This window comes from Streptomyces sp. 8K308 (assembly GCF_004348315.1).
GTDB lineage: Bacteria > Actinomycetota > Actinomycetes > Streptomycetales > Streptomycetaceae > Streptomyces.
In genome coordinates this window covers 1-24,873 of sequence record NZ_SMKC01000074.1, presented here as the reverse complement: position 1 = coordinate 24,873, position 24,873 = coordinate 1, and the positions used below count along the sequence as shown (strand labels likewise).

The 24,873-nt window shown below is 73.7% G+C and carries 23 protein-coding genes and 1 pseudogene; 15 read left to right on the top strand and 9 right to left on the bottom strand.

Going from position 1 to position 24,873, the window contains the following annotated elements; genetic code table 11:
- Positions 1–57: 57 nt before the first annotated feature.
- The gene (locus E1265_RS13690) at positions 58–1,521 is read right to left on the bottom strand and encodes an NAD(P)H-hydrate dehydratase (protein WP_132930575.1); all 1,464 of its coding nucleotides are present in this window, start codon (positions 1,519–1,521) and stop codon (positions 58–60) included.
- A gap of 123 nt (positions 1,522–1,644) precedes the next feature.
- Here E1265_RS13690 and alr point away from each other — a divergent pair, with 123 nt between their 5' ends.
- Genes alr through tsaE form a run of 3 tightly spaced genes read left to right on the top strand, consistent with a single transcriptional unit; the run spans position 1,645 to position 4,491 of the window.
- A complete protein-coding gene (gene alr, locus E1265_RS13685; RefSeq protein WP_132930574.1) occupies positions 1,645–2,823 on the top strand; it encodes an alanine racemase in 1,179 nt (392 codons plus the stop codon).
- Entirely contained in the window at positions 2,820–4,010 is a 1,191-nt protein-coding gene (locus E1265_RS13680) for an alpha/beta hydrolase (RefSeq protein ID WP_132930573.1), read from the top strand. Before alr ends, E1265_RS13680 begins: the two co-directional genes overlap by 4 nt.
- Entirely contained in the window at positions 3,994–4,491 is a 498-nt protein-coding gene (gene tsaE, locus E1265_RS13675) for a tRNA (adenosine(37)-N6)-threonylcarbamoyltransferase complex ATPase subunit type 1 TsaE (RefSeq protein WP_132930572.1), read from the top strand. Before E1265_RS13680 ends, tsaE begins: the two co-directional genes overlap by 17 nt.
- Before the next feature lie 9 nt (positions 4,492–4,500).
- Here tsaE and E1265_RS13670 read toward each other — a convergent pair whose 3' ends face one another.
- The gene (locus tag E1265_RS13670; protein ID WP_132930571.1) at positions 4,501–5,097 is read right to left on the bottom strand and encodes a hypothetical protein; all 597 of its coding nucleotides are present in this window, start codon (positions 5,095–5,097) and stop codon (positions 4,501–4,503) included.
- 102 nt (positions 5,098–5,199) lie between these two features.
- Here E1265_RS13670 and tsaB point away from each other — a divergent pair, with 102 nt between their 5' ends.
- The 4 genes from tsaB to E1265_RS13650 are packed head-to-tail and all read left to right on the top strand — an operon-like array spanning position 5,200 to position 7,697.
- On the top strand, positions 5,200–5,856 hold the full coding sequence (gene tsaB, locus E1265_RS13665; RefSeq protein ID WP_132930570.1) for a tRNA (adenosine(37)-N6)-threonylcarbamoyltransferase complex dimerization subunit type 1 TsaB: 657 nt from the start codon (positions 5,200–5,202) through the stop codon (positions 5,854–5,856).
- Positions 5,857–5,891: 35 nt separating this feature from the next.
- Complete coding sequence (gene rimI / locus E1265_RS13660; RefSeq protein ID WP_132930577.1) at positions 5,892–6,377, top strand: ribosomal protein S18-alanine N-acetyltransferase; 486 nt, start codon at positions 5,892–5,894, stop codon at positions 6,375–6,377.
- A complete protein-coding gene (gene tsaD, locus E1265_RS13655) occupies positions 6,370–7,449 on the top strand; it encodes a tRNA (adenosine(37)-N6)-threonylcarbamoyltransferase complex transferase subunit TsaD (RefSeq protein WP_132930569.1) in 1,080 nt (359 codons plus the stop codon). Before rimI ends, tsaD begins: the two co-directional genes overlap by 8 nt.
- The gene (locus E1265_RS13650; protein ID WP_132930568.1) at positions 7,449–7,697 is read left to right on the top strand and encodes a hypothetical protein; all 249 of its coding nucleotides are present in this window, start codon (positions 7,449–7,451) and stop codon (positions 7,695–7,697) included. Before tsaD ends, E1265_RS13650 begins: the two co-directional genes overlap by 1 nt.
- On the opposite strand, the gene E1265_RS13645 is transcribed toward E1265_RS13650, so the two are convergent.
- A complete protein-coding gene (locus E1265_RS13645; RefSeq protein ID WP_132930567.1) occupies positions 7,678–8,886 on the bottom strand; it encodes a methyltransferase domain-containing protein in 1,209 nt (402 codons plus the stop codon). The two genes, E1265_RS13650 and E1265_RS13645, sit on opposite strands and share 20 nt — an antisense overlap.
- Before the next feature lie 64 nt (positions 8,887–8,950).
- On the opposite strand from E1265_RS13645, the gene E1265_RS13640 reads away from it, so the two are divergent.
- The 3 genes from E1265_RS13640 to groL all read left to right on the top strand — a co-directional run bounded on the left by E1265_RS13640 (position 8,951) and on the right by groL (position 12,550).
- On the top strand, positions 8,951–9,988 hold the full coding sequence (locus tag E1265_RS13640) for a polysaccharide deacetylase family protein (RefSeq protein WP_243740761.1): 1,038 nt from the start codon (positions 8,951–8,953) through the stop codon (positions 9,986–9,988).
- 483 nt (positions 9,989–10,471) lie between these two features.
- Positions 10,472–10,780 (top strand): co-chaperone GroES, encoded by a 309-nt coding sequence (gene groES / locus E1265_RS13635; protein WP_100569792.1) that lies wholly within the window; start codon positions 10,472–10,474, stop codon positions 10,778–10,780.
- A 147-nt stretch (positions 10,781–10,927) separates the two neighbouring features.
- Complete coding sequence (gene groL / locus E1265_RS13630) at positions 10,928–12,550, top strand: chaperonin GroEL (protein WP_132930566.1); 1,623 nt, start codon at positions 10,928–10,930, stop codon at positions 12,548–12,550.
- Between the two features lie 119 nt (positions 12,551–12,669).
- Here the strand turns inward: groL and E1265_RS13625 are convergent, their stop codons facing one another.
- The 3 genes from E1265_RS13625 to E1265_RS13615 form a co-directional block, all read right to left on the bottom strand.
- Positions 12,670–13,365 (bottom strand): ester cyclase, encoded by a 696-nt coding sequence (locus E1265_RS13625; protein WP_132930565.1) that lies wholly within the window; start codon positions 13,363–13,365, stop codon positions 12,670–12,672.
- Between the two features lie 71 nt (positions 13,366–13,436).
- Positions 13,437–14,252, bottom strand: a complete 816-nt coding sequence (locus tag E1265_RS13620; RefSeq protein ID WP_132930564.1) for an SDR family oxidoreductase — start codon at positions 14,250–14,252, stop codon at positions 13,437–13,439.
- 155 nt (positions 14,253–14,407) lie between these two features.
- Positions 14,408–14,737 (bottom strand): WhiB family transcriptional regulator, encoded by a 330-nt coding sequence (locus E1265_RS13615; RefSeq protein WP_132930563.1) that lies wholly within the window; start codon positions 14,735–14,737, stop codon positions 14,408–14,410.
- A 331-nt stretch (positions 14,738–15,068) separates the two neighbouring features.
- On the opposite strand from E1265_RS13615, the gene E1265_RS13610 reads away from it, so the two are divergent.
- From E1265_RS13610 to E1265_RS13595, 4 genes are all read left to right on the top strand, one after another.
- Positions 15,069–15,680, top strand: coding sequence for a response regulator transcription factor (locus tag E1265_RS13610; RefSeq protein WP_019431595.1), 612 nt, complete (start codon positions 15,069–15,071; stop codon positions 15,678–15,680).
- 263 nt (positions 15,681–15,943) lie between these two features.
- Positions 15,944–16,519 carry an RNA polymerase sigma factor ShbA gene (gene shbA / locus E1265_RS13605; protein WP_279571428.1) on the top strand — a complete coding sequence of 192 codons (576 nt, stop codon included), beginning with the start codon at positions 15,944–15,946 and terminating at the stop codon, positions 16,517–16,519.
- A 149-nt stretch (positions 16,520–16,668) separates the two neighbouring features.
- The gene (guaB, locus tag E1265_RS13600; RefSeq protein WP_132930561.1) at positions 16,669–18,174 is read left to right on the top strand and encodes an IMP dehydrogenase; all 1,506 of its coding nucleotides are present in this window, start codon (positions 16,669–16,671) and stop codon (positions 18,172–18,174) included.
- Positions 18,175–18,223: 49 nt separating this feature from the next.
- Positions 18,224–19,339, top strand: coding sequence for a GuaB3 family IMP dehydrogenase-related protein (locus tag E1265_RS13595; protein WP_132930560.1), 1,116 nt, complete (start codon positions 18,224–18,226; stop codon positions 19,337–19,339).
- Between the two features lie 40 nt (positions 19,340–19,379).
- Here the strand turns inward: E1265_RS13595 and E1265_RS13590 are convergent, their stop codons facing one another.
- Positions 19,380–20,858, bottom strand: a complete 1,479-nt coding sequence (locus E1265_RS13590; protein WP_132930559.1) for an alkaline phosphatase PhoX — start codon at positions 20,856–20,858, stop codon at positions 19,380–19,382.
- 78 nt (positions 20,859–20,936) lie between these two features.
- On the bottom strand, positions 20,937–22,160 hold the full coding sequence (locus E1265_RS13585) for a nucleotide sugar dehydrogenase (RefSeq protein WP_132930558.1): 1,224 nt from the start codon (positions 22,158–22,160) through the stop codon (positions 20,937–20,939).
- A gap of 226 nt (positions 22,161–22,386) precedes the next feature.
- Here E1265_RS13585 and E1265_RS13580 point away from each other — a divergent pair, with 226 nt between their 5' ends.
- Positions 22,387–24,093 (top strand): glycerol-3-phosphate dehydrogenase/oxidase, encoded by a 1,707-nt coding sequence (locus E1265_RS13580; RefSeq protein WP_132930557.1) that lies wholly within the window; start codon positions 22,387–22,389, stop codon positions 24,091–24,093.
- A 170-nt stretch (positions 24,094–24,263) separates the two neighbouring features.
- On the opposite strand, the pseudogene E1265_RS37995 reads toward E1265_RS13580, so the two are convergent.
- Positions 24,264–24,873, bottom strand: a pseudogene (locus E1265_RS37995) (hypothetical protein); the annotation flags it as partial.

Here is a 24,873-nt window from a genome sequence, read left to right as displayed (position 1 = left end):
TTGTTCCAGCGGCCGTCCCGGCGCGGTGAGGGGTGGGTGGTCGGGCCGTCAGACCCGTCAGGCCGTCCCGTGGTCGAGACCGTGGTCGAGGAGCGCGCGCCAGACCGTCGGCAGGGTCTCGGTGACGGTGGAGGCCGTGGGGGGCCTGGGGGCCCGGGAGCCGGCGAGGCCGTGCAGGTAGGCGCCGGTCGAGGCGGCGTCCAGGGGGGTGAGGCCGGCCGCGAGGAGGGCGCCGATCAGGCCGGAGAGCACGTCGCCGCTGCCGGCCGTGGCCAGCCACGGGGTGCCGGTGGGGTTGACGCGCACGGGTCCGCCGGCCGGGTCGGCGATCAGGGTGGTTGAGCCCTTGAGCAGGGCCACGGCGCCGAACCGTTCGGCGAGCTCACGGACGGCGGCCAGCCGGGCGGCCTCCACCTGGTCGCGGGCGGTGCCGAGCAGCGCGGCCGCCTCGCCGGCGTGCGGGGTGAGGACGGTCGGCGCGGTGCGGGCCTGGATCCGGGCCGGGTCGAGGCCGCGCAGCCCATCCGCGTCCACCAGCACCGGCACGTCGGCGTCCAGCACGTCCGCCACCCGCTCGCGGGCCTGCGGGTCGTCGCCGATGCCGGGGCCGACCACCCAGGCCTGCACCCGGCCGGCCTGGTGCGGGAGGCCGGTGGAGACCAACGTCTCGGGGTAGCGGGCGATGACGGCCGCGTCGGCCGGTCCCGCGTAGCGGACCGCGCCCGCGCCGCCGTGCAGCGCGCCGCCGACCGCGAGCACGGCCGCGCCCGGGTAGCGGGGCGAGCCGGCCGCGATGCCGATCACGCCGCGCCGGTACTTGTCGCTCTCGCCGGTGGGGCGGGGCAGCAGCGCCGTCACGTCGGCCGGCTCCAGCACCGCCAGGTCGGGCGTCGCCGGCAGTTCGGGGCCCAGGCCGATGTCGACGAGCCGCACCTCGCCGACGTGCTCGGCGGCCGGGTCGACCAGCAGCCCCGGCTTGTGCGTGCCGAAGGTGACGGTGAGCGCCGCCCGCACGGCCTCGCCGCGCACCTCGCCGGTGTCGGGGTCGACGCCGCTCGGCAGGTCGACGGCGACCACCGGCGTGCCGGCGGCGGAGGCCTGGCGGGCCAACTCGGCGGCGGCCGGGCGCAGCCCGCCCCGGCCGCCGATGCCGGTGATGCCGTCCACCACCAGGTCGGCGCGGGCGAGGGCGGCGGACGCGCCGTCCGGCGCGGCGACCCGGCCGCCGGCGGCGCGCAGCGCGGCGAGACCGCCGGGGTGGGCGCGGTCGGGGGAGAGCAGCACGGCGGTCACCCCGGCGCCCCGGCGGGCGAGGCGAGCGCCCGCGTAGAGGGCGTCGCCGCCGTTGTCGCCGCTGCCCACCAGCAGCACCACGCGGCGGGAGCGGCGGCCCCGCAGCAGGTCGGCGCAGGCCGCCGCGAGGCCGGCGGCGGCCCGCGCCATCAGGGTGCCCTCGGGCAGCCGTGCCATCAGCGTCCGCTCGGCGGTCCGCACCGTCTCCACGCGATAGGCCGTCCTCATGACACCAGTCTGGCCCGTGCCGGTCGCCGCGGCGCAGGAAACCCCCTCGGCGGGCCCGCGCCCCGCCGTCGTTTCCGGCGGTCAGGGCGGCGAAATCCGGGGTTCCTGCGACACTGGTGGACAATGAACGATCACGTCCTGCCCGAAACCTGGCGGCTGCGCGCCGACATCGATCTGGCCGCGCTGCGCTCCAACGTCCGTGCGCTGCACGAACGCCTCAGCGGTGGCGCCCAGTTGATGGCTGTGGTCAAGGCCGACGCCTACGGGCACGGGCTTGTGCCGTGCGCGAGGGCCGCCCGGGCGGCCGGTGCCGCCTGGCTCGGCGCTGCCATGCCAGAGGAGGCGCTCGCGCTGCGCGCGGCCGGCGACACCGGGCGGCTGCTGTGCTGGCTGTGGGTGCCGGGCGGCCCCTGGCGGCGCGCCATCGAGGCCGACATCGACGTCTCCGTGAGCGCCCGCTGGGCGCTGGCCGAGGCCGTCGCCGCCGCCCGGGCCGCCGGCCGCCCCGCCAGGGTCCACCTCAAGGCCGACACCGGCCTCGGCCGCAACGGCTGCCCGCCCGCCGACTGGGCCGACCTGACCGCCGCCGCCCGCGCCGCCGAGGTCGACGGCACGGTCGTGGTCGCCGGCGTCTGGTCCCACCTGGCTCGGGCCGACGAGCCGGGCGACCCGTCGATCGCCGCCCAGCGGAAGGTCTTCGACGAGGCTCTGGCCGCCGCCGACCTGGCCGGCCTGCGGCCCGAGGTCCGCCACCTGGCGAACTCGCCCGCCACCCTCACCCTGCCCGCCGCCCACTACGACCTGGTGCGCGCCGGCATCGCCCTGTACGGCGTCTCCCCTTCCCCCGAGGTCGGCACCCCGGAGGACTTCGGGCTCCGCCCCGTGATGACGCTTCGCGCCTGGCTGGCCGGCGTCAAGCGGGTCCCGGGCGGCCACGGCGTCTCCTACGGCCACCGCTACACCACACCGGGCGAGACCACGCTGGCGCTGGTCCCCGCCGGATACGCCGACGGCATCCCCCGCCACGCCTCGGGCACCGGGCCCGTGCTGGTCGCCGGCAAGTGGCGCACGGTCGCCGGCACCGTCGCCATGGACCAGTTCGTCGTCGACCTCGGCGGCGACACGGCCGAGGCCGGCGACGAGGCCCTGCTCTTCGGCCCCGGCGACCACGGCGAGCCCACCGTCGAGGACTGGGCCAGGGCCACCGGCACCATCGGCTACGAGATCGTCACCCGCATCGGTCACCGGGTCCCCCGCGTCTACCACGGGGAGCTGCCGGAGCCGGTGGGGGCGCCGTCATGAGTTGGGCCCGCCGCGCCGGCATAGCCGGCGTGGCCGTCGGCGCCGTGGCCACCACCGTCGCCACCACCGTGGCCATCGAGCGGCTGAGCGTGCAGCGCAACCTGCGCCGCCAGGCCCGGCTCGAACTGGACGCGGCCGGCCCGTTCGGCACCCTGCGCGGCACCCCGGGCACCGTCTTCGCCGAGGACGGCACCGAGCTGTACTACGAGATCGACGAGCCCGACGAGCACCCCGCGCTCAAGCCCCCGGCAGCGGTCGCCGAGCCGGCGCCGCGCGGCCGGCTCGCCAAACTGCTCCGTCGCCCGGAGCCGGTGCGCCGCCGCCCCACCGTCGTCTTCTGCCACGGCTACTGCCTCGCCCAGGACGTCTGGCACTTCCAGCGCGCCGCGCTGCGCGGCCACTACCGCGCGGTCTACTGGGACCAGCGCAGCCACGGCCGTTCCGAGCGCGGCAGGTCCCAGGTCGAGCGCGTCGAGGACGTCAGCATCGACCAGCTCGGCCGCGACCTGAAGGCCGTGCTCGACGCCGCCGCGCCCGAGGGGCCCGTCGTGCTGGTCGGCCACTCCATGGGCGGAATGACGGTGATGGCGTTCGCCGAGCAGTACCCCGAGTACATCGCTGAGCGGGTCACCGGCGTCGCCCTCATCGGCACGTCGGCCGGCGGCCTCAGTGACGTCACCTACGGCTTCCCCGCCCCCGTCATCGGCCTCGTCCGCAAGGCGGTGCCCAGGATGCTCAAGGTGATCGGCGCCCGTCCCGAGTTGGTCGAGCGCGGCCGGCGCGCCGTCGGTGACCTGTACTCGGGCGTCTTCCGGCGGCTCTCCTTCGGCGAGCCGAAGACCATCGACCCCGCCGTCGCCCGGTTCGCCGAGCGGCTGATCGAGGCCGTGCCGCTGGACGTGGTCGCCGAGTTCTACCCGGCCTTCCACGTGCACGACAAGATGGCCGCGCTCGGCGTGCTCCGCGGCCTGGAGAAAGACCTGCCGGTGCTGGTGCTGGCCGGCGACCGGGACGAGATGACCCCGGCCTCGCACAGCGAGCGCATGGCCGAGGAACTGCCGGCCGCCGAGCTGCTGCTGGTGCCGGAGACGGGGCATCTGGTGCTCCTCGAGGCGCCGCTGGTCGTCAACGACGCCCTGGCCAGGCTGCTCGCGCGTAGCATCCATCCCCATGAACCAGCTGTCTGACCCCCCCGTCGCGCTCACCGTCCCCGACGCCGACCGGATGCGCGAGCTCGGCCGGCGGCTCGCCGCGCTGCTGCGCCCCGGCGACCTCGTGCTGCTCACCGGGGAGCTGGGCGCCGGCAAGACGACGCTGACCCGCGGCATCGGCGAGGGGCTCGGCGTGCGCGGCGACGTCACCTCGCCCACCTTCGTGATCGCCCGCGTCCACCCGTCGCTGGCTGGCGGCCCGCCGCTGGTGCACGTCGACGCCTACCGGCTGGCCGGCGGCCTCGACGAGATGGAGGACCTCGACCTCGACGTGGCGTTGCCGGAGTCGGTGGTGGTGGTCGAGTGGGGCGAGGGCCGCGTCGAGGAGCTGTCAGAGGACCGGCTGCACGTCGTCATCCACCGGGGCGCGGACGCCGAGGACGACACCCGCGAGGTGTCCCTGACGGGCATCGGCGACCGCTGGCACGGCGCCGGCCTCGACCAACTCGCGGGCTAGGCCCGACCCTCAGGGGACGACGACCACCGCGACGTTCTCGGTGGCGAACTCCCACATCGCGGCCCCGTCCTCTCGCGACTCCCGGACCGCGCCGGTGCGCTGGGTCGCCTGCGGGTCTGGGGTCGAGCCGTCGATCGCGGCCGAGAAGCCGAAGACCACGTCGCCCTCCGAGTGGAAGATCACCGTGTGCTCGATGGCCACCCCGTCGGAGCCGGTGCCGCTCGGGGTGCGGGAGGTGACCGCGTACTCGCCGGGCTCGGGGCTGACCGAGCTCGGGTAGACGGGGAAGGTGTCGAGCACCACCTCGCCGGTGCCGTCCTGCGCGACGTCCACCAGCCAGACCCGCTGCTGCCCGAGCGCGTAGACCACGCGCCTGCCGGTCCCCGACTCGGCCGGCAGCGGCGGCTCCTCCGCCTCGGCGTCCTCGCCGCCATCCGTGGCGTCGTCCTCGGGAGAGGCGGACTCGTCCGGCTGCTCGGAGGCCAGCGGCGGCCCGTCGTCGGCCGCCGACGCCTGGTAGGCGAAGAAGGCGACGACGGCGAGCGCGGCGACGGTCAGCACGGAGACGAAGACACCGGAACCGGAGCTTGAGGTGTGGCGCGCCACGGTCTGCTGTCCGCCTTTCGCGCAGGGACGAGTGGATCGAAGGGTCCTGGCCCGACGCTACCAGGAGACGGAGGGCCGCTCGGCGAGTCGTAGGCTTGCCGGGTGCTGCTGCTCGCCCTGGACACCGCGACCCCCGCCGTCACCGTCGCCCTGCACGACGGCGAGCGTGCCCTGGCCACCGCCGAGGAGGTCGACCCGCGCCGCCACGGCGAACTGCTGCTGCCCGCCGTCGACCGGGTGCTGGCCACGGCCGGCCGCCGGCTCGCCGAGGTCACGGCCCTGGTGGTCGGCACGGGCCCCGGCCCCTACACCGGGCTGCGGGTCGGCCTGGCCACCGCCGCCGCGCTCGGCTCGGCCGCCGGCATCCCGGTGCACGGCCTCGGCACGCTGGACTCCATCGCCTACGCCTCGGGACTGACCGAGCCGTTCGTGGTCGCCACCGACGCCCGGCGCAGGGAGGTCTACTGGGCCCGCTACGCGGACGCCAGGACCCGCGTCGAAGGACCCGCCGTCGACCGCCCCGCCGAGATCGCCGAGGCCGTCGCCGGGCTGCCGGCCGTCGGCGCCGGCGCGCTGCTCTACCCGGAGGCGTTCCCCGGCCACCGCGACGACCTGCCGCGCCACGCCTCGGCAGCCGCGCTCGCCGCGCTGGCCGCCGAGCGGCTCGCGGCCGGCGCGGAGCTCGAGGAGCCGCGGCCGCGCTATCTGCGTCGCCCGGACGCCAGGGTGCCCACCGGCTACAAGGCGGTCACCCGTTGACGGCGAACCGCGCCGGGCAGGTCGTGCTGCGCGAGATGCGCTGGTGGGACATCGAGCCGGTGCTCGGTCTCGAGGCCGAACTGTTCCCCGAGGACGCCTGGTCGGCTGAGATGTTCTGGTCCGAGCTGGCCGGCGCCCGCGGCCCGCGCCCCAGCCGCCGCTACGTGGTGGCGGAGGGTCCTGACGGCCGTCTCGTCGGCTACGGCGGGCTCGGCGTCTCTGGAGAGTCGGGCGACGTGATGACCATCGGCGTCACCGAGGACCACCGGGGCACCGGGCTCGGCGCCCGGCTGCTGTCCGAACTGCTCGACGCCGCCGCCGGGTTCGGCTGCCGCGAGGTGCTGCTCGAGGTCCGTGTCGACAACGAGCGCGCCCAGCGGCTCTACACCGCCTTCGGCTTCGCGCCGATCGGCGTGCGGCGCGGCTACTACCAGCCGGGCGGCCACGACGCGCTGGTGATGCGCCGCGAGCTGGAGCCGGCGCCCGAACCGACGGAGGAGAAGAAGGAAGAAGATGGCTGACGAACCGCTCGTCCTCGGCATCGAGACGTCCTGTGACGAGACCGGGGTCGGCGTCGTGCGCGGCCACACGCTGCTGGCGGACGCCGTCGCCTCAAGCGTGGACGACCACGCGCGCTACGGCGGGGTGGTGCCCGAGATCGCCAGCCGCGCGCACCTGGAGGCGATGGTCCCCACCATCGAGCGGGCGCTCACCCAGGCCGGCGTCTCGGCGCGCGACCTGGACGCGATCGCCGTCACGGCGGGCCCGGGGCTCGCCGGCGCGCTGCTGGTCGGCGTCTCGGCCGCCAAGGCGTACGCCTACGCGCTCGGCAAGCCGCTCTACGGCGTGAACCACCTCGCCTCGCACATCTGCGTGGACCAGCTCGAACACGGCCCGCTGCCCGAGCCGACCATGGCCCTGCTGGTCTCCGGCGGCCACTCCTCGCTGCTGCTCGCCCCGGACATCACCACCGACGTGCGGCCGCTCGGCGCGACCATCGACGACGCGGCGGGCGAGGCCTTCGACAAGGTGGCGCGGGTGCTGGGGCTCGGCTTCCCCGGCGGCCCCGTCATCGACCGGCTGGCCCGCGAGGGCGACCCGGAGGCGGTGCGCTTCCCACGCGGGCTCACCGGGCCGCGCGACGCGCCGTTCGACTTCTCCTTCTCAGGTCTCAAGACGGCCGTGGCCCGCTGGGTCGAGAACCGGCGGGCGGCTGGCGATGAGGTGCCGGTCGCGGACGTGGCGGCCTCGTTCCAGGAGGCGGTCACCGACGTGCTGACCAGGAAGGCGATCCGGGCCTGCCGGTCGGAGGGCGTGGACCACCTGATGATCGGCGGCGGCGTGGCGGCCAACTCGCGGCTGCGCGCCATGGCAGAGGAGCGCTGCGCCGACGCCGGGATCGTGCTGCGGGTGCCGAGGCCGGGCCTGTGCACGGACAACGGCGCGATGGTGGCGGCGCTCGGCGCGGAGATGGTCGCCAGGGGGCGCACGCCCTCGGCGCTCGACCTGCCGGCCGACTCCTCCCTGCCGGTCACCGAGACCCACGTCCCCGGCCACGACGCCCACGACGCCCTCCACGGGCACCACCACTGATGGCCGCCGTCGCGCTGATGTGGGAGGCCAGGGCCGTCACCGGGCGCGGCGCCGAGCTGCTGGCATGGGTCCGCGACCAGCCGCTCGACCCGGCCCCCGACCGCCGCGAGACCTTCGCGGCCGAGCCGGACCGGGTACTGGTGATCACCTGGTGGCCCGCCGGGCAGCTCGCGGAACTCCCGGACCCGCCGGCCGAGTTGCTGCACCGCCCGGTCCACCGCTGGCGGTTCACCCCGGTCGAGGACTGAGCACCCCGGGACTCAGCAACATCGCCGGCTCGTCCGCGACCCGGGTGAGGAAGACGGTCGCGGCGCCCGGGCCCCGCGGCTTGAGGCGCCGGATCAGCTCCTCAGGGGTGAGCGCCGAGCCGCGCTTCTTGACGGTCACCGTGCCGACGTCGCGCTCGCGCAGCAGGGCGCGCAGCCGCTTGACGTTGAACGGCAGCACGTCGGTGAGCTCGTAGCCGGTGGCGAACGGCGTGGCCGCCGGGGCGTCCGCCGTGACGTAGGCGATCTCCGGGTCGAGCAGCCGGCCGCCGATCGCCTCGGCGACCTCGGCGACGAGGTGGGCGCGGATCACCGCGCCGTCCGGCTCGTAGAGGTAGCGTCCCGGCTCGCCGGCCGGCGCCCGGCGGGCGCCCGAGCCGGCCAGCGTGTCACAGCCGGGCAGCAGCGTGGCGCGGCGCGGCTCCCGTTCGCCCGTGCCGAACCACAGCACGGCCTCCTTGACCTCGCCCCGGTGCGAGACCCACTCGGCCGCGGCCTCGGCGGGGACTGCCTCGTGCGGCACGCCGGGCGCCACCTTGAGCGCCGCCAACGGCGCGCGGCCCGCGGCCGCCAGCGCCCAGGAGAGCGGCGGCGAGTACGCCTCGGGGGCGAAGACCCGGCCGCGCCCGCCGCGCCGCGCCGGGTCGGCGAAGAGCGCGTCGAAGCCGTCGAGCGGCACGTCCTCCACGGCGGCCTCCCGCACCTCGACGCGGTCGGCGAGCCCGAGCGCCTCGACGTTGGCGCGCGCCACGGCGCAGGTCAGCGGGTCCCGGTCGACGGCGACCACCTCGATGCCGGCGCGGGCCAGCGCGATGGCGTCCCCGCCGACGCCGCAGCACAGGTCGGCGAGGCGGCGCGCGCCGAGTTCGGCGAAGCGGGCGGCGCGCCAGGCGGCGACGGGGGCGCGGGTGGCCTGCTCCACGCCGTGCGGCGTGAAGTACATGCGCTCCGCGTCCCGGCCGAACTTGGCGGCCGCGCGCTGCCTGAGCCGGGCCTGGCCGATGGCGGCCGAGACGAGCTCGGCGGGGTGGTCGCGGCGCAGTCGGGTGGCGGCGGTCAGCTCGTCGGCCGGGTCGAGGTCCCGCAACTGCGCGAGGAGTCGCTGGCCCCGCTCGGTGAGCAGGTCGGGGAAGGCGCCGAGGGCGGCGGACGGTGCGGCCACACGGGTCATTCTCCCCGGCGCCACGGATCGGGCTGCCGGGGTCCCGGGAGTGCGGATGGCACCATCCGGAACCATGGAGATTATCGGACAAGTAAGACAAATTATCCCGAGAGGGGGGCAGGGCCCGCCGGTCCGGCTCCGCTGGCGGGCGCGGCGCTGCGGGCTGTTGGGCGGCGCGACGATACTCGCCCTCGCCTGTTCAGGCGCCGTCCCGACGCCGCCCACCGAATCGGACGACCGGCGGCTGCTCACCACCGTCGCCGGCGCGCCGGCGCCCCCGCCGCACGGCCCCGGCTCGGGCGGCGACCCGGCACTCGCCCTCGGCGCCCCCCAGCGCGCCGCGCAGGCGCGCACCGTGGCGGACGCGCTGGCGGCCTACGCCAAGCACCTGGAGCGCGCCGAAACGCGACGGATCGCGGCGGCCAAGTCCTGGGGTCTGCGGCGCGTCCCTCTCCGGGCCCCCGCGCCGCCGGCCGAGAAGCCCGAACTCACCAGCGAACCGGGCCACATCGCCGGCAAGGGCCTGCCGCCGGTGATCGTGCGGGTGCCCACCGATGAGAAGGTCGTCTTCCTGACCATCGACGACGGCGCGGAGAAGGACCCGAAACTGCTGGAGATGATGCGGGAACTCGACATTCCCTACAGCAGCTTCCTCTCCGACTACGTGGCCCGCGACGACTACGACTACTTCCGCCAGGCGCACCGGGACGGCTCCGGGATCCAGAACCACTCCGTCAACCACCGCGAGATGCCGAAGCTCTCCTACGAGGAGCAGCGGACGGAGATCTGCCGCCAACAGGACACCCTCGAGGAGGAGATCGGCGAGCGCCCCACCCTCTTCCGCCCGCCGTACGGGGCGTACGACCGCGACACGCTGCGGGCGGCGGCCTCCTGCGGCGTCGAGGTGGTCCCGCTGTGGGCCGAGGAGGCGTTCCCCGACCGCATCGCCTGGGGCCGCGGCGACGAGAAGCTGCAGCCGGGCGACATCATCCTCACCCACTTCCGCGGCACCTCGGAGTGGGGCGGCTCCATGCCGGACATGGTCCGCCGCGTCCTGGACACGGCCACGGCCCAGGGCTTCGCCCTGGCCCGACTGGAGGACTACCTCTGACACCACGACGCGGCGCGCGGCCGGCCCGCCGGCCCCGACCAGACGACGCAGCCGCCGAGGACGGGCCTGGCGCGCGGCGGTGGAGAACGGCGCCCGGCGTGAAGCGCCACCCCCGCGCGCAGCGCCACGGCGTTCGCCACGGTCCCCTGCTCCCCGCGCCCCCAACCGCACCCGTGCGCTGCGCCGAAAACGCGCAGGTCGGCGGGGGAACCACCGGCGGGAGATCGGGCGTAACGCGGCGCCGCGGCACACCCGTTGGGCCCCCGTCCCACCACGTGCGGAACCTTCGGGGTGCCGCGCCCGCCAGGGCGCGTTGGCACTCTAGTTGACTGAGTGCTAACCGCGGCCTAGTCTCGACGCTGGCACTCTCACCGTAGGAGTGCCAACAAGCGACGGGCGGATCCGGCACCCGCGACGACGGGTCCTGCAGGTCGCTCCCAGACATGAAGACCCCGCGAGATCTCCGAAGGGGGAGGTCGGATCGTGACGACCGCCAGCACCAAGGTTGCCATCAAGCCGCTTGAGGACCGCATCGTGGTCCAGCCGCTCGACGCCGAGCAGACCACGGCCTCGGGCCTGGTCATCCCGGACACCGCCAAGGAGAAGCCCCAGGAGGGCGTCGTCCTGGCCGTGGGCCCGGGCCGTTTCGAGGACGGCAACCGACTGCCGCTCGACGTGAAGGTCGGCGACGTCGTGCTCTACAGCAAGTACGGCGGCACCGAGGTGAAGTACAACAACGAGGAGTACCTCGTTCTCTCCGCCCGCGACGTGCTCGCGATCATCGAGAAGTAACTCGGACCGGTCGAGAGCAGTTCGGCACCGACGCGCCCCGGGACCCGCGCCTGATCTGAAGCACGGCCGGGGCCGGGGCGCCGTTGTGTGGCCGCCCCGCGGAACCCGCCCTTACGAAGAAGACAAGGCACAAGGGACACCCAACCGATGGCGAAGATCCTGAAATTCGACGAGGACGCCCGTCGCGCCCTCGAGCGCGGCGTGAACAAGCTGGCCGACGCGGTCAAGGTGACGATCGGCCCCAAGGGTCGCAACGTCGTCATCGACAAGAAGTTCGGCGCGCCGACCATCACCAACGACGGCGTCACCATCGCCCGGGAGGTCGAGGTCGAGGACCCGTACGAGAACCTGGGCGCCCAGCTCGTCAAGGAGGTGGCGACCAAGACCAACGACATCGCGGGTGACGGCACCACCACCGCCACCGTGCTGGCCCAGGCCCTGGTCCGCGAGGGGCTGCGCAACGTGGCCGCCGGCGCCTCCCCGGCCGGTCTGAAGCGCGGGATCGACGCCGCGGTCGCGGCGATCGCCGAGGACCTGAGGGCCAGCGCCCGGCCGATCGACTCCAAGGCGGACATCGCCGCCGTTGCCGCGCTGTCCGCGCAGGACAAGCAGGTCGGCGAGCTGATCGCCGAGGCGATGGACAAGGTCGGCAAGGACGGCGTGATCACCGTCGAGGAGTCCCAGACCTTCGGCCTCGAGCTCGACTTCACCGAGGGCATGGCTTTCGACAAGGGCTACCTGTCGCACTACATGGTGACCGACCAGGAGCGCATGGAGGCCGTCCTCGACGACCCCTACATCCTGATCCACCAGGGCAAGATCTCCTCCATCCAGGACCTGCTCCCGCTGCTGGAGAAGATCATGCAGGCCGGCTCCTCGAAGCCGCTGCTGATCATCGCCGAGGACGTGGAGGGCGAGGCGCTTTCCACCCTCGTCGTCAACAAGATCCGCGGCACCTTCAACTCGGTGGCCGTCAAGGCCCCCGGCTTCGGCGACCGCCGCAAGGCGATGCTGGGCGACATGGCCACCCTCACCGGCGGCCAGGTCATCTCCGAGGAGGTCGGCCTCAAGCTCGACCAGGTCGGCCTCGACGTGCTGGGTTCGGCCCGCCGGGTCACCATCACCAAGGACGACACCACCATCGTGGACGGCGGCGGCCAGCAGGCCGACATCGAGGCCCGGATCGCCCAGATCCGCGCCGAGATCGACAACACCGACTCCGACTGGGACCGCGAGAAGCTGCAGGAGCGGCTGGCCAAGCTGGCCGGCGGCGTCTGCGTGATCCGCGTCGGTGCCGCCACCGAGGTGGAGCTGAAGGAGAAGAAGCACCGCCTCGAGGACGCCATCTCCGCCACCCGCGCGGCGGTCGAGGAGGGCATCGTCCCCGGCGGCGGCGCCTCCCTGGTGCACTCCGCCAAGGTTCTCGACGATGACCTGGGCCGTTCGGGTGATGAGGCGACCGGCGTCGCGATCGTGCGCCGCGCCGCCGTCGAGCCGCTGCGCTGGATCGCGGAGAACGCGGGCCTCGAGGGCTACGTGATCACCTCCAAGGTGGCCGAGCTCGACAAGGGCCAGGGCTACAACGCGGCCGCCGGCACCTACGGCGACCTCGTCAAGGACGGCGTCATCGACCCGGTCAAGGTGACCCGCTCCGCGCTGCAGAACGCGGCCTCCATCGCCGCCCTGCTGCTCACCACCGAGACCCTGGTGGTGGAGAAGAAGGAAGAGGAGCCGGAGCCGGCCGGGCACGGTCACGGCCACGCCCACTGACCCTCGGCGCGTGCCCCGGGACGCTCCCGGACAGGGAACGGGCCCCGGCGCCGCGAGTGCTGCTCGCGGGGCCGGGGCCCTCGGCGTGTGGGGACGTGGGCCGGATGGACGGGGCCAGGTCAGAGCTCGACCAGGCCGATCTGGCTTAGCAGGCCGAACTGGTCCCAGTTCCACCAGGCCTCGGCGATCAGCCCGTGGTCGAACCGGTGGGTGGTCTGACCGGTGATCCGCACCGGCCGGCCGGTGGCCGGAAGGCCCATGAACTCGCCGTCGTGCGTGCCGGTGACCGTCCAGCGGGTGGTCACCATGTCACCCTCCGCCACCTGGTCGTCGATCAGGAAGGTGGGCGAGATGGCACCGACGTAGCGGGCGGCGACCGCCTCGGTCTCGGCCTTGCCGAGCGGCTCGGGGCCGTCGTTGCCCGGGTCGTGGTCGAGGTAGCCGGGCGTGCACAGGCCCTCAAGGGGGTGGGGGTTGCCCTTGCTGATCTCCTCGAAGAAGCTCCTGGCCGTCGCCTTGTTCAGCTGCTCGTCGCGCACCACGTCCAGGTCGGTGAAGCGCGGCACGTCGTCACAGAGCGCGACCATCTCCTCGAAGATCCGCTCGGTCTCCGGCAGGTCCGAGTTGCGCTTGGCCTCCTCGTACGAGGGGAACTCCACGATCTCGACGATGTGTGTCGAGTCCCCCCGGTCCCTGCCGACCACCGAGTGTGTGGCGGTCCGCTTGCCCTGGGTGCTGGCCACCCAGGTGTCCATCAGCCGGTTCAGCTCATCGACCCGGCTGGTCCGGCAATCGATTACCTGTACGAAAGTCATGATGGGTCCGAGTCTCTAGGCGCCAATTTTTCATACGTCCAGCTTAGTGAGTCGTGTCTCTTTCGTCACAGTTACTCCCCGGTCGATCCGGGACGATTCGCTCGATCCCTGGGGCGCCCGGGGCCGTACTTGCGCCCCGCCCGCGAGGACACGGCGCCGAGCGCGCTCCGCGGCACCAGCTTGGTGACGCCGAGCAGCGCCTTGTAGCGCCCGTCGGGCACGCTCAGTGACCGGCCGCGCGCCAGGTCGCGCAGCGCCGCGTCCACCACCCGGTCCGCGTCCAGCCACATCCAGTTCGGGATGTTGTCGGTGCTCATCCCGGCGCGCTCGTGAAACTCGGTGCGGACGAACCCCGGGCAGAGCGCCAGCAGCCGCACCCCGCTGCCCGCCAGGTCCCGGGCCACCCCCTGGGTGAACTGCACCACCCACGCCTTGGACGCCCCGTACGTGCCACGGGGCAGGAACGCGGCGACCGAGGCCACGTTGATCACCCCGCCGCGGCCGCGCCGCCGCATCGCCTCGGCGGCCACGGAGGTGAGCCTGAGCACCGCCTCGCAGTGCACCCTGAGCATCCGCAGCTCGTCGGCCACGGGGACGTCGAGGAAGCGGCCCCGCTGGCCGAAGCCGGCGTTGTTGACCAGCAGGCCGATGGGCCGGTCGCGATCGGCGAGCCGGCGCTCGACGGCCTCGATGCCCTCGTCCGTCGCCAGGTCGGCCACGAGCACCGCGGCCTCTATGCCGTGTCTGTCGTGCAGCTCGGCGGCCTGCCGTCGCAGCGCGTCGCCGTCGCGGGCGACCAGCACGAGGTCGTGCCGGTCGCGGGCGAGCCGGCGCGCGAAGGCGGCGCCGATGCCGGCGGTCGATCCCGTCACCAATGCGGTTGTCATAGGTCGAACCGTAGTGGGGTCGAACCGTAGTGGGGCCGAACCGTAGTGGGGCCGAACCGTAGTGGGGCCGAACCGTAGTGGGGCCGAACCGTGGTGGCCGGCGCGGAACGCTCGGTCACCGGAGCGCGCCGGGGCGCGGGGAGTGGTGGGGGCCCTCAGGCCCCGCCGCCCCGGGCGCCGCCACGCGCCGAGGCGTTGACGAGATCGCGCCGCGCGCGCCCGAGCAACTCCTCCCGGTCGTCCTCGGTGAGCCCGCCCCACACCCCGTAGGGCTCGCGGACGGACAGCGCGTGCGCCGCGCACTCCGCGCGCACGGGGCAGCGCATGCACACTTCCTTGGCGGCCTCTTCGCGAGCGCTGCGCGCCGCGCCACGCTCACCCTCTGGGTGGAAGAACAGCGAACTGTCGACGCCGCGGCAGGCGGCGAGCAGCTGCCAGTCCCACAGGTCGGCATTGGGGCCGGGAAGGCGCGAGAAGTCTGCCATGACAGTGTCCCATCGTCTTCGATCTGCTGCGGAAGCCTCTGAAGCCTGATGTTTATATGACTACCAGCTGAATATAGCCGTAGACACCTCAAGATGGGCAAGAAGGTTCAAAAAGGGCGAAGGCAAAGTTCGGCGTGTTTACCGAGAGGGGCTCCCGTGTGATAAGTCGGTCACGTAGAGTGCTGGTGCTGTGCGGTTGGTGGCCGTAACTCTTTCGGGTGACCGTCGTTGAGAGGGCGGAGGCGGTTGACGGGCCTGGTCAACCGCACAGATGACGACACACAACTGCCTGGAGGCTCAAGGTGATGCGCATCAGCTGCGGAGGCCGGCCATGACGTCCGTCCTTGTCTGCGACGACTCCCCGCTCGCCCGAGAGGCGCTGCGCCGCGCGGTCGCGACCGTGCCTGGCGTCGAGCGAGTCACGACGGCGGCCAACGGCGAGGAAGTCCTGCGCCGCTGGGGCGCCGATCGTTCCGATCTGATTTTGATGGACGTGCGCATGCCCGGGCTCGGGGGCGTGGAAACCGTCCGCCGATTGCTTTCCGCCGACCCCGGCGCCCGCATCATCATGCTCACCGTCGCCGAGGATCTGGACGGCGTGGCGCTCGCGGTGGCCGCCGGCGCCCGCGGCTATCTGCACAAGGACGCGTCGCGCGCCGAGCTCCGCGCCACTGTCACCCAGGCGCTCGCCGACCCGACCTGGCGCCTCGCGCCGCGCCGGCTCCGCTCCTCCGACATGGGCGCGGCGCCGACGCTCACGGCGCGCGAGATCCAGGTGCTCGAGGGGATGAGTCACGGCCGGTCCAACGCGGAGATCGGCCGTGAGCTCTTTCTCTCGGAGGACACGGTCAAGACGCACGCCCGGCGGCTCTTCAAGAAGCTCGGCGCCTCCGACCGCGCGCACGCGGTGGCCCTGGGCTTCCGCTGGGGCTTGGTTCGCTGACGGGTTCGATGGCCGGACGGGGAGCGCGGCGGCGGCCCTCACCCCGTCCGGTGAGCAGCCCGGGAGTGGGCAGGTCGGGCGGCGGTGCTCAAAAAGTTCCCGGGTGACGCATCCTTGAAGGCATGACGCTCCTTGGGGACGAGCCGGCCACGTGTAAGGGGAGAGCGAGGAACATGACTCTGAGCGCTCCCGCACATAACGCTTCGGTGCACAACTCAGCCCACGGTGGTTCGGATCGTGGAGGAACGGTGCACCATGGACCGATGCGCGATGACGAGGCAACCGGGATCGGCACCCTCGTGCATCGTGCCGCTGAGGGGGACGCTCAGGCGACCCACGACCTGTTGGCCCACGTGCACCCGCTGGCGCTGCGCTACTGCCGCACCCGCCTCGCCCGACTGCCGGCCGAGGCCAGAGACTTCGTGGACGACCTGGCGCAGGAGGTCTGCCTCGCGGTGCTGTGCGCCCTGCCGCGCTACCGCGACACGGGCCGGCCGTTCGACGCCTTCGTCGTGGCGATCGCCCAGCACAAGGTCGCCGACCTCCAGCGGGCCGCGCTGCGGCACCCGGGCTCCACCGCCGTGCCCTCCGACCAGATGCCGGAGCGGCCGGACGACTCGCTGGGGCCCGAGGAGCGCGCGCTGCAGAGCAGCGACGCCGAGTGGGCCAAGAAGCTGCTCGCCAACCTGCCGGGACACCTGCGGGAGCTGGTGCTGCTGCGGGTCGCGATCGGGTTGACCGCCGAGGAGACGGGTCAGGTCCTCGGCATGTCGCCGGGCGCCGTCCGCGTCGCCCAGCACCGGGCCCTCTCCCGGCTGCGGGCGCTCGCCGGGCGCTAGGGGCACGAAGGGCGTGGCCGGGCGCTCCGTTGGCGAGCCTGGACAGTCCGGTCAGTTGCTCATGCCGGGAGCCGTAGCATGGAGTGCACCCCGGCGGGGTGAGCCCAAGGGGAGTACGCCGGAGATGCGGGAAAGGCTGTAAGGCTGTCATGACTGATTACGCGGGCGAGGTGCCCGAGAAGTTCGCCACCCTGGGGCTGACCTTCGACGACGTGCTGCTGCTGCCGGGGCCCGCCGACATGGAGCCGCAGGACATCGACACCTCCTCGCGTATCTCGCGGAACGTCCGGGTAAACGTTCCGCTGATCTCCGCCGCGATGGACAAGGTCACCGAGGCCAGGATGGCCATCGCCATGGCCCGCCAGGGCGGCGCCGGCGTGCTGCACCGCAACCTGTCGATCGAGGAGCAGGCCGCCCAGGTCGACCGCGTCAAGCGCTCCGAGTCCGGCATGGTCACCGACCCGATCACCATCCGCCCCGACGCCACGCTGCGCGAGGCCGACGAGCTGTGCGGCCGGTTCCGGATCAGCGGCGTCCCCGTCACGGACGTCGAGGGTCGGCTGCTGGGCATCGTCACCAACCGGGACATGGCCTTCGAGCCGGACCGCGGCCGGCAGGTCCGCGAGGTGATGACCCCGATGCCGCTGGTCACCGGGCGGGTCGGGATCTCCGGCGAGGACGCCATGGAGCTGCTGCGCCGGCACAAGATCGAGAAGCTGCCGCTGGTCGACGAGGAGAGCCGGCTGCGGGGACTGATCACCGTCAAGGACTTCGTCAAGGCCGAGCAGTACCCGCGCGCCGCCAAGGACGCGAACGGCCGGCTGATCGTCGGCGCGGCGGTCGGCGTCGCCGGGGACGCGTACGAGCGGGCCGAGGCGCTGATCGAGGCCGGCGTGGACTTCCTGGTGGTGGACACCGCGCACGGCCACTCGCGCCTGGTGCCGGAGATGGCCGCCAAGATCAAGTCCAACTACGACCGGGTGGACGTCGTCGCGGGCAACGTGGCCACCAGGGACGGCGCCCAGGCACTGGTCGACGCCGGCGTGGACGGCATCAAGGTGGGCGTGGGCCCGGGCTCCATCTGCACCACCCGGGTCGTCGCGGGCGTGGGCGTGCCGCAGGTCACCGCGATCTACGAGGCCTCGCTTGCCGCCCGCGCGGCCGGCATCCCGGTCATCGGCGACGGCGGCCTGCAGTACAGCGGCGACATCGCCAAGGCGCTGGTCGCCGGCGCCGACACGGTGATGCTCGGCAGTCTGCTCGCCGGCTGCGAGGAGTCGCCGGGCGAGCTGATGTTCATCAACGGCAAGCAGTGGAAGTCCTACCGCGGGATGGGTTCGCTCGGCGCCATGCAGTCGCGCGGCGAGCGGCGCTCGTACTCCAAGGACCGCTATTTCCAGGACGGCGTCAGCGACGACGACAAGCTGGTCCCCGAGGGCATCGAGGGCCAGGTGCCCTACCGCGGCCCGCTGGCCTCCGTCGTCCACCAGCTGGTCGGCGGCCTGCACCAGTCCATGTACTACCTCGGCGGCCGGACGGTCCCGGAGATCAAGGAGTGTGGTCGCTTCGTGCGGATCACCTCGGCCGGCCTGCACGAAAGCCACCCGCACGACATCCAGATGACGGTCGAGGCGCCCAACTACTCGGGCCGCTGAGCGGGGGCGCGATACTGGGGGCGCACAACCCCGTGGAAAGGCTCTGGACGTGACTGAGATCGAGATCGGGCGCGGCAAGCGCGGCCGGCGGGCATACGCCTTCGACGACATCGCCGTGGTGCCCAGCCGGCGGACGCGTGACCCCAAGGAGGTCTCGATCGCCTGGCAGATCGACGCCTACCGCTTCGAACTGCCCTTCCTCGCCGCGCCGATGGACTCGGTGGTCTCGCCGGCCACCGCCATCGCCATCGGCGAGCTCGGCGGCCTCGGCGTGCTCAACCTCGAGGGCCTGTGGACCCGTTACGAGGACCCGGCGCCGCTGCTCGCCGAGATCACCGAGCTGGACGAGACGTCGGCCAACCGGCGGCTCCAGGAGATCTACGCGGCGCCCATCAGGGAGGAGCTGATCTTCCAGCGCATCCGGGAGGTCAGGGAGGCCGGCGTGGTCACGGCGGCGGCGCTCTCGCCGCAGCGCACCGCGCAGTTCTCCAAGGCCGTGCTGGACGCGGGGGTCGACATCTTCGTGATCCGCGGCACGACCGTCTCCGCCGAGCACGTGTCGGGCGCGGCCGAGCCGTTGAACCTCAAGCAGTTCATCTACGAGCTCGACGTGCCGGTGATCGTCGGCGGCTGCGCGACGTACACGGCGGCGCTGCACCTGATGCGCACCGGCGCGGCCGGCGTGCTGGTCGGCTTCGGCGGCGGCGCGGCGCACACCACGCGGAACGTGCTGGGCATCCAGGTGCCGATGGCCACGGCGGTGGCGGACGTGGCGGCGGCCCGCCGCGACTACATGGACGAGTCGGGCGGCCGCTATGTGCACGTCATCGCGGACGGCGGCGTCGGCTGGTCGGGCGACCTGCCGAAGGCGATCGCCTGCGGTGCGGACGCCGTGATGATGGGCTCGCCGTTGGCCCGGGCGACGGACGCGCCGGGGCGCGGGCACCACTGGGGTATGGAGGCGGTGCACGAGGACGTGCCGCGCGGCAAGAAGGTGCACCTGGGCACGGTCGGCACCACCAAGGAGGTCCTGACCGGCCCCTCGCACACGCCGGACGGCTCGATGAACTTCTTCGGCGCGCTGCGGCGGGCGATGGCGACGACGGGCTACTCGGAGCTCAAGGAGTTCCAGCGCGTCGAGGTCACGGTGGCGCGCTCCCGCTGACGGTCCCTCGCGCCGGCCGCCGCCGGCCGGCGCGAGGCGGTCAGCGATGCCAGGGGCCGGTGATGGCGAGCATGATCCCGGGTTCCTGGATGTGGGCGTAGAGGGTCTCGCCGTCCGGCGAGAAGGTGACGCCGGTGAACTCGCTGAACTCCGGCTCCTCCGCGGTGCCGATGTTCACCTCGTTGCGGGCCAGCGCCCACGTGCGGCCGTCGTCGGTGGCGCCGAAGAGGTGCTGGAGGCCGTCGCCGTCCTCCGCGATGATCAGGCCGCCGTAGGGCGAGACGGTGATGTTGTCCGGGCCGTCCTGGCGGCCCTCGACCCAGGGGTCGGGGTTGACGCCGAGCAGCACCTTGAGGGTGACGGTGCGGCGCCTGGGGTCGTAGAACCAGACCTGGCCGTCGTGCGGGGTGCCGGGGCTCTCCTCGCGGGCGTAGGAGGAGACGAAGTAGGCGCCGTCGTCGCCCCACCACATGCCCTCGAGCTTGCGGGCCCTGGTGATCTCACCCTCGCCGAACTGCTCGCGGATGGACGTCTCGCGGGCGTCCCGGTCGGGCACGTCCACCCAGTCGACGCCGTAGACGGTGCCGGTCCTCGTGGTGCGGGAGAGGTCGTCGACGAACCGGCCCTGTGCGTCGAAGCACTTGAACGCCTGCAGCGTGCCCGCGTCGTCGGCCAGTGTGCCGAGCCGGCCGCGGCCGTGGCGGAAGCCGTGCGGCTGGACCCAGCGGTAGAAGAGGCCGTTGGGCTCGTCGGCGTCCTCGGTGAGGTAGAGGTCGCCGCGCCTCGGGTCGACGACGACCGCCTCGTGCTCGAAGCGGCCGAGCGCCTTGATGGGCCGGGGGGAGCGGTTGGCCTCCCGGTCGTAGGGGTCGACCTCGAACACGTAGCCGTGGTCCTTGGTCATGCCGTTCTCGCCGGCGCGGTCGGCGTTCTCCTCGCAGGTCAGCCAGGTGCCCCAGGGGGTGGTGCCGCCGGCGCAGTTGTTGGCGGTGCCGGCGATGCCGACCCACTCGGTGACGTGGTCGCCGCCGTCGACGACCTCGACCACGGTGCAGCCGCCGGGGGCTCCGGGGTCGTACACCAGGCCCTCGGCGAGCGGCACCGGGTGGTCGGCCTCGGAGCGGGGGCCGTCGAGCTCGTGGTTGACGACCAGCAGGTGGGCGCCGCGCGAGCCGGCGAAGCAGCCGGTGCCGTCGTGGTTGGAGGGGGTGGTCTCGCCACTGTCCAGCGTGGTCTGGCCGGCGCGGGTGATGACCCGGTAGGAGAAGCCGGCGGGGAGGGAGAGGATGCCGGCCGGGTCGCTGACGAGCGGACCGTAGCCGGGCTCCCGCCGGCCGCGCCCGTCGTCGTGGCCCGGCTCGCCGACGGCGCCGGGGGCGGTGGCCAGCACGCCGGCGGTGCCGGCGATCGCCAGGCCGGCCCCGGCGGTCGCGGAGCGGGCGACGAACGAGCGCCGGCTCAGCCCGGCGGCGTCCTGCGATTCCCGCGATTCCTGTGATTCGTGTGTGTTTGTGCTCATGGCGCACACCTTGGCGGTGTCCGGGAAACCACGCCTGAACGTCAGGCGACCGGCGCGCGGCGGCGCCACCGATGGCCCTCAGAGGCGGTGGGCGGCGCCGGCCGGCGTGGCCCCGGTCGTGTCGAGGAGCAGCTGGGCCTTGGCGGCCAGGCCCTGGAGGTCGTAGGTCGCGTGGTGCTGGAGCAGCAGCGTCAGGTCGGCCGTGGCCGCCGCCTCGTAGGGGGGCTCGGCGCGGGGGATCGGGCGGTCGCCGACCCGCCACTCGGCGGCGAACGGGTCGTGGAAGGAGAGGTCGGCGCCGAGGTCGAGCAGCAGGGCGGCCACGTCGGCGGCCGGCGCGCGCTCCTGGTCGGGTTGGTCGGGGCGGTAGGTGACGCCGAGCAGCAGGACGCGGGCGCCGCGCGCGGCCTTGCCGTGCTCGTTGAGCAGGGCGGCGGCGCGCCGGGTCACGTAGCGCGGCATCCGCTCGTTGATCCGCTTGGCCAACTCGACGAGGGGCAGTCGGCGGCCCGGGTCCATCGGGACGGTGTGGCCCCCCACGCCGGGCCCCGGGCGGATCGCGGGTGGCGCCGAAGGACGGCTCTCGGCGCAGCGCACCACGTCCCAGACGTCGACGCCGAGGTCGTGGCAGAGCACCGCCATCTCGTTGACCAGGGCGGTGGTGACGTGCTTGAGGTTGGTCTCGAGCACCTTGGCGGCCTCCGCCTCCCGCACCCCCTTGGCGCGCACCACCCGATCGGTGAGCCGGCCGTAGAAGGCGGCCGCCGCCTCGGTGCACGCGGGGGTGAGGCCGCCGATGACGCGCGGCTGCCCCGGGGCGCGGTCCGCCGGGTCCAGGCGCCCGGGCGCGTGCGCCAGGTGGAAGTCGCGGCCGGCTCGCAGCCCCGAGCCGCGTTCGAGCAGCGGGCGGACGACGTCCTCCGTGGTGCCGGGGCAGACCGCCGACTCGAGGACGACGAGCGTGTGGGGGCGCAGCCGGGGCGCGAGCGTGGTCGCGGCCTCCCGCACGCCGTCGAGGTCGGGCGCGCCACCGGCGCCCAGCGGGGTCGGCGCGCAGATCAGCGCGGACCTGGCCCGGCCGAGCACGGCCGGGTCGCTGACGGCGCGGAAGCCGGCGGCGAGCATCCGGCGCAGCTCGGCGGGGGCCAGCGCGCCGGAGGCGGGCGCGCGGCCGGCGTTGAGGGCGGCGGCGGCGCGGGCGTCGGGGGTGAAGCAGACGGTGCCGATGCCGGCCGCGGTGGCGGCCTGGGCGGCCGGCAGTCCCAACCGGCCGAGGCCGAGGACCGCGAGATCAGCGGGCATGGACGATTCCGCTCCCTTCCCTCCGGCACGCTTCGAACTGCAAGTCAGCTTAGGGGCATATATGAAAGATATGGTGTATTGGTCGTGCCTGTGGACGGACGGCGCGCCACATCGCGGGAAATGGGGGACGATCGGAGCAGGGCCGTCACGACGGTCCCGGACTGACGGTCGGCGCAGCGAAGCAGCGCATCAGGCGAATCAGGGCGAGGCGAACTGGGAGGCAGGCGTGAAGACAGCCGCACTGGGGCCGGAGCAGCGCGCCACGGCGCTGGCCCGGATGGCGGAGCACGAGCTCGACGTGCTGGTGGTCGGCGGCGGCGTGGTCGGCTCGGGCACCGCGCTCGACGCCGTCACGCGCGGCCTTTCCACCGGCCTCGTGGAGGCGCGTGACTGGGCCTCCGGCACCTCGAGCCGGTCGAGCAAGCTGATCCACGGCGGTCTCCGCTATCTGGAGATGCTGGACTTCGGCCTGGTCCGCGAAGCGCTGAAGGAGCGTGGGCTGCTCCTCGAGCGCCTCGCCCCCCATCTGGTGCGCCCCGTGCCCTTCCTCTACCCGCTCCAACACCGCGGCTGGGAGCGGTTTTACGCCGGCTCCGGCGTCGCCCTCTACGACGCCATGGCCACCTCCTCCGGCCACGGCCGCGGCCTGCCGCACCACCGTCACCTGACCCGCCGTCACGCCCTGCGGGTGGCCCCCTGCCTGAAGAAGGACGCGCTCGTCGGCGCCCTCCAGTACTACGACGCCCAGGTGGACGACGCCCGCTTCGTCACCACGCTGGTGCGCACCGCCGCCAGCTACGGCGCGCTCGTCGCCAACCGGGCGCGCGTCACCGAGTTCCTGCGCGAGGGCGAGCGGGTCGTCGGCGTCAAGGTCAAGGACCTCGAGGAGGACGGCAGCTACGAGATCCGGGCCAAGCAGGTCGTCAACGCGACGGGAGTCTGGACGGACGACACCCAGGCGATGATCGCCGAGCGCGGCCACCTGCACGTGCGCGCCTCCAAGGGCATCCACCTGGTCGTCCCCAAGGACCGGATCCACTCCACCACCGGCCTCATCCTCCGCACCGAGAAGAGCGTGCTCTTCGTCATCCCCTGGGGCCGGCACTGGATCGTCGGCACCACCGACACCGCCTGGGACCTCGACAAGGCCCACCCGGCGGCGTCGAGCGCCGACATCGACTACCTGCTCGAACACGTCAACTCGGTGCTGGCCGTGCCGCTCACCAGGGACGACGTGGAGGGCGTCTACGCCGGGCTGCGACCGCTGCTGGCCGGCGAGTCTGACGCGACGAGCAAGCTGTCGCGCGAGCACACGGTCGCCCACCCGGTGCCGGGCCTCGTGGTCGTCGCCGGCGGGAAGTACACCACCTACCGGGTGATGGCCAAGGACGCGGTCGACGCCACCGTGCACGGCCTCGACCGGCGGGTCGCCCCCTGCTGCACGGAGGAGGTGCGGCTGGCCGGCGCCGAGGGCTACCACGCCCTGTGGAACGCCAGGGCGAGGCTCGCGGCCCGCTTCGGCCTCCACCAGGCCCGCGTCGAGCACCTGCTCGGCCGCTACGGCTCGCTGACCGAGGAGGTGCTCGAGCTCATCGCGGCCAACCCCCGCCTCGGCGAGCCGCTGCCCGCCGCCGACGACTACCTCAGGGCCGAGGTCGTCTACGCCAGTTCGCACGAGGGCGCCCGTCATCTGGAGGACGTGCTGACCCGCCGCACGCGTATCTCCATCGAGACGTTCGACCGCGGCACGCGCAGCGCGCGCGAGTGCGCCGAACTGATGGCGCCGGTGCTCGGCTGGACGGCCGACCAGGTGGAGCGGGAGATCGAGCACTACCAGAAGCGGGTGGAGGCGGAGCGGGAGTCGCAGCTGCAACCCGACGACCAGACCGCCGACGCGGCCCGCCTCGGCGCGCCGGACACGGTTCCGTTGTAGTCGGCCGCGGTGCGTCCGACTGTCGGTCGGATGGGTGACAATGTCCGGGGAAGCCGGAGGGGACGCTACGCATGGGCCACCAGGACAAGGACGAGACTGCGCCTGCGGGGGAGACGCCTGCGGGAGAGGCGCCTGCCGGGGAGGCGCCTGCCGGCGCACCGGTCAGAAGGTCACCGGGGGATGACGTACCGCCAGAAGAGCCGATCGACGCGGTGACGTCCGATCAGCCGGAGCGCGCTGCGCGCGGCGAGGCCGCCGACACGGGGCGTGCCTCTGGCACGGATGGCGCTGCGCGCGGCGAGGCCGCTGGCGCTGGGCGGAGAGCCTCCGAGGCGGGGGAGGCCGGCGGCGGCGAGGCTGCCGCCTCCGGCGGGGCCGCTGCCGCAGGACACGTGGCCGGTGCGGAGGGCGTTTCGCGCGGCGAGGCTGCCGCCTCCGGCGGGGCCGCCGACGTGGGTCGGGGCGCGGCCGGTGCGGAGGGCGCTGCGCGCACTGAGAGCGAGGCCGCTGGCGCTGGGCGGGGTGCCTCCGATGCGAAAGATGTTGCCGGCGGTGTGGCTGCTGCCTCCGGTCGTGCTTCTGGCTCGGGTGACGTGGGGGCCGACCCCGAGGGCGGCGCTTCGCGTGCCGATGGCGGGGCCGCTGCCGTCTCCGGCGGGGCCGCGGGCGTGGGGGCGGATGCTTCCGACACGGGTGGCGCTTCGCGCGCCCCTGGCGCGGATGGCTCTCCGCGTGGGGCGGTCGCGGATCCGCAGACGGAGCTTGCGGTGCCTCGGGTGG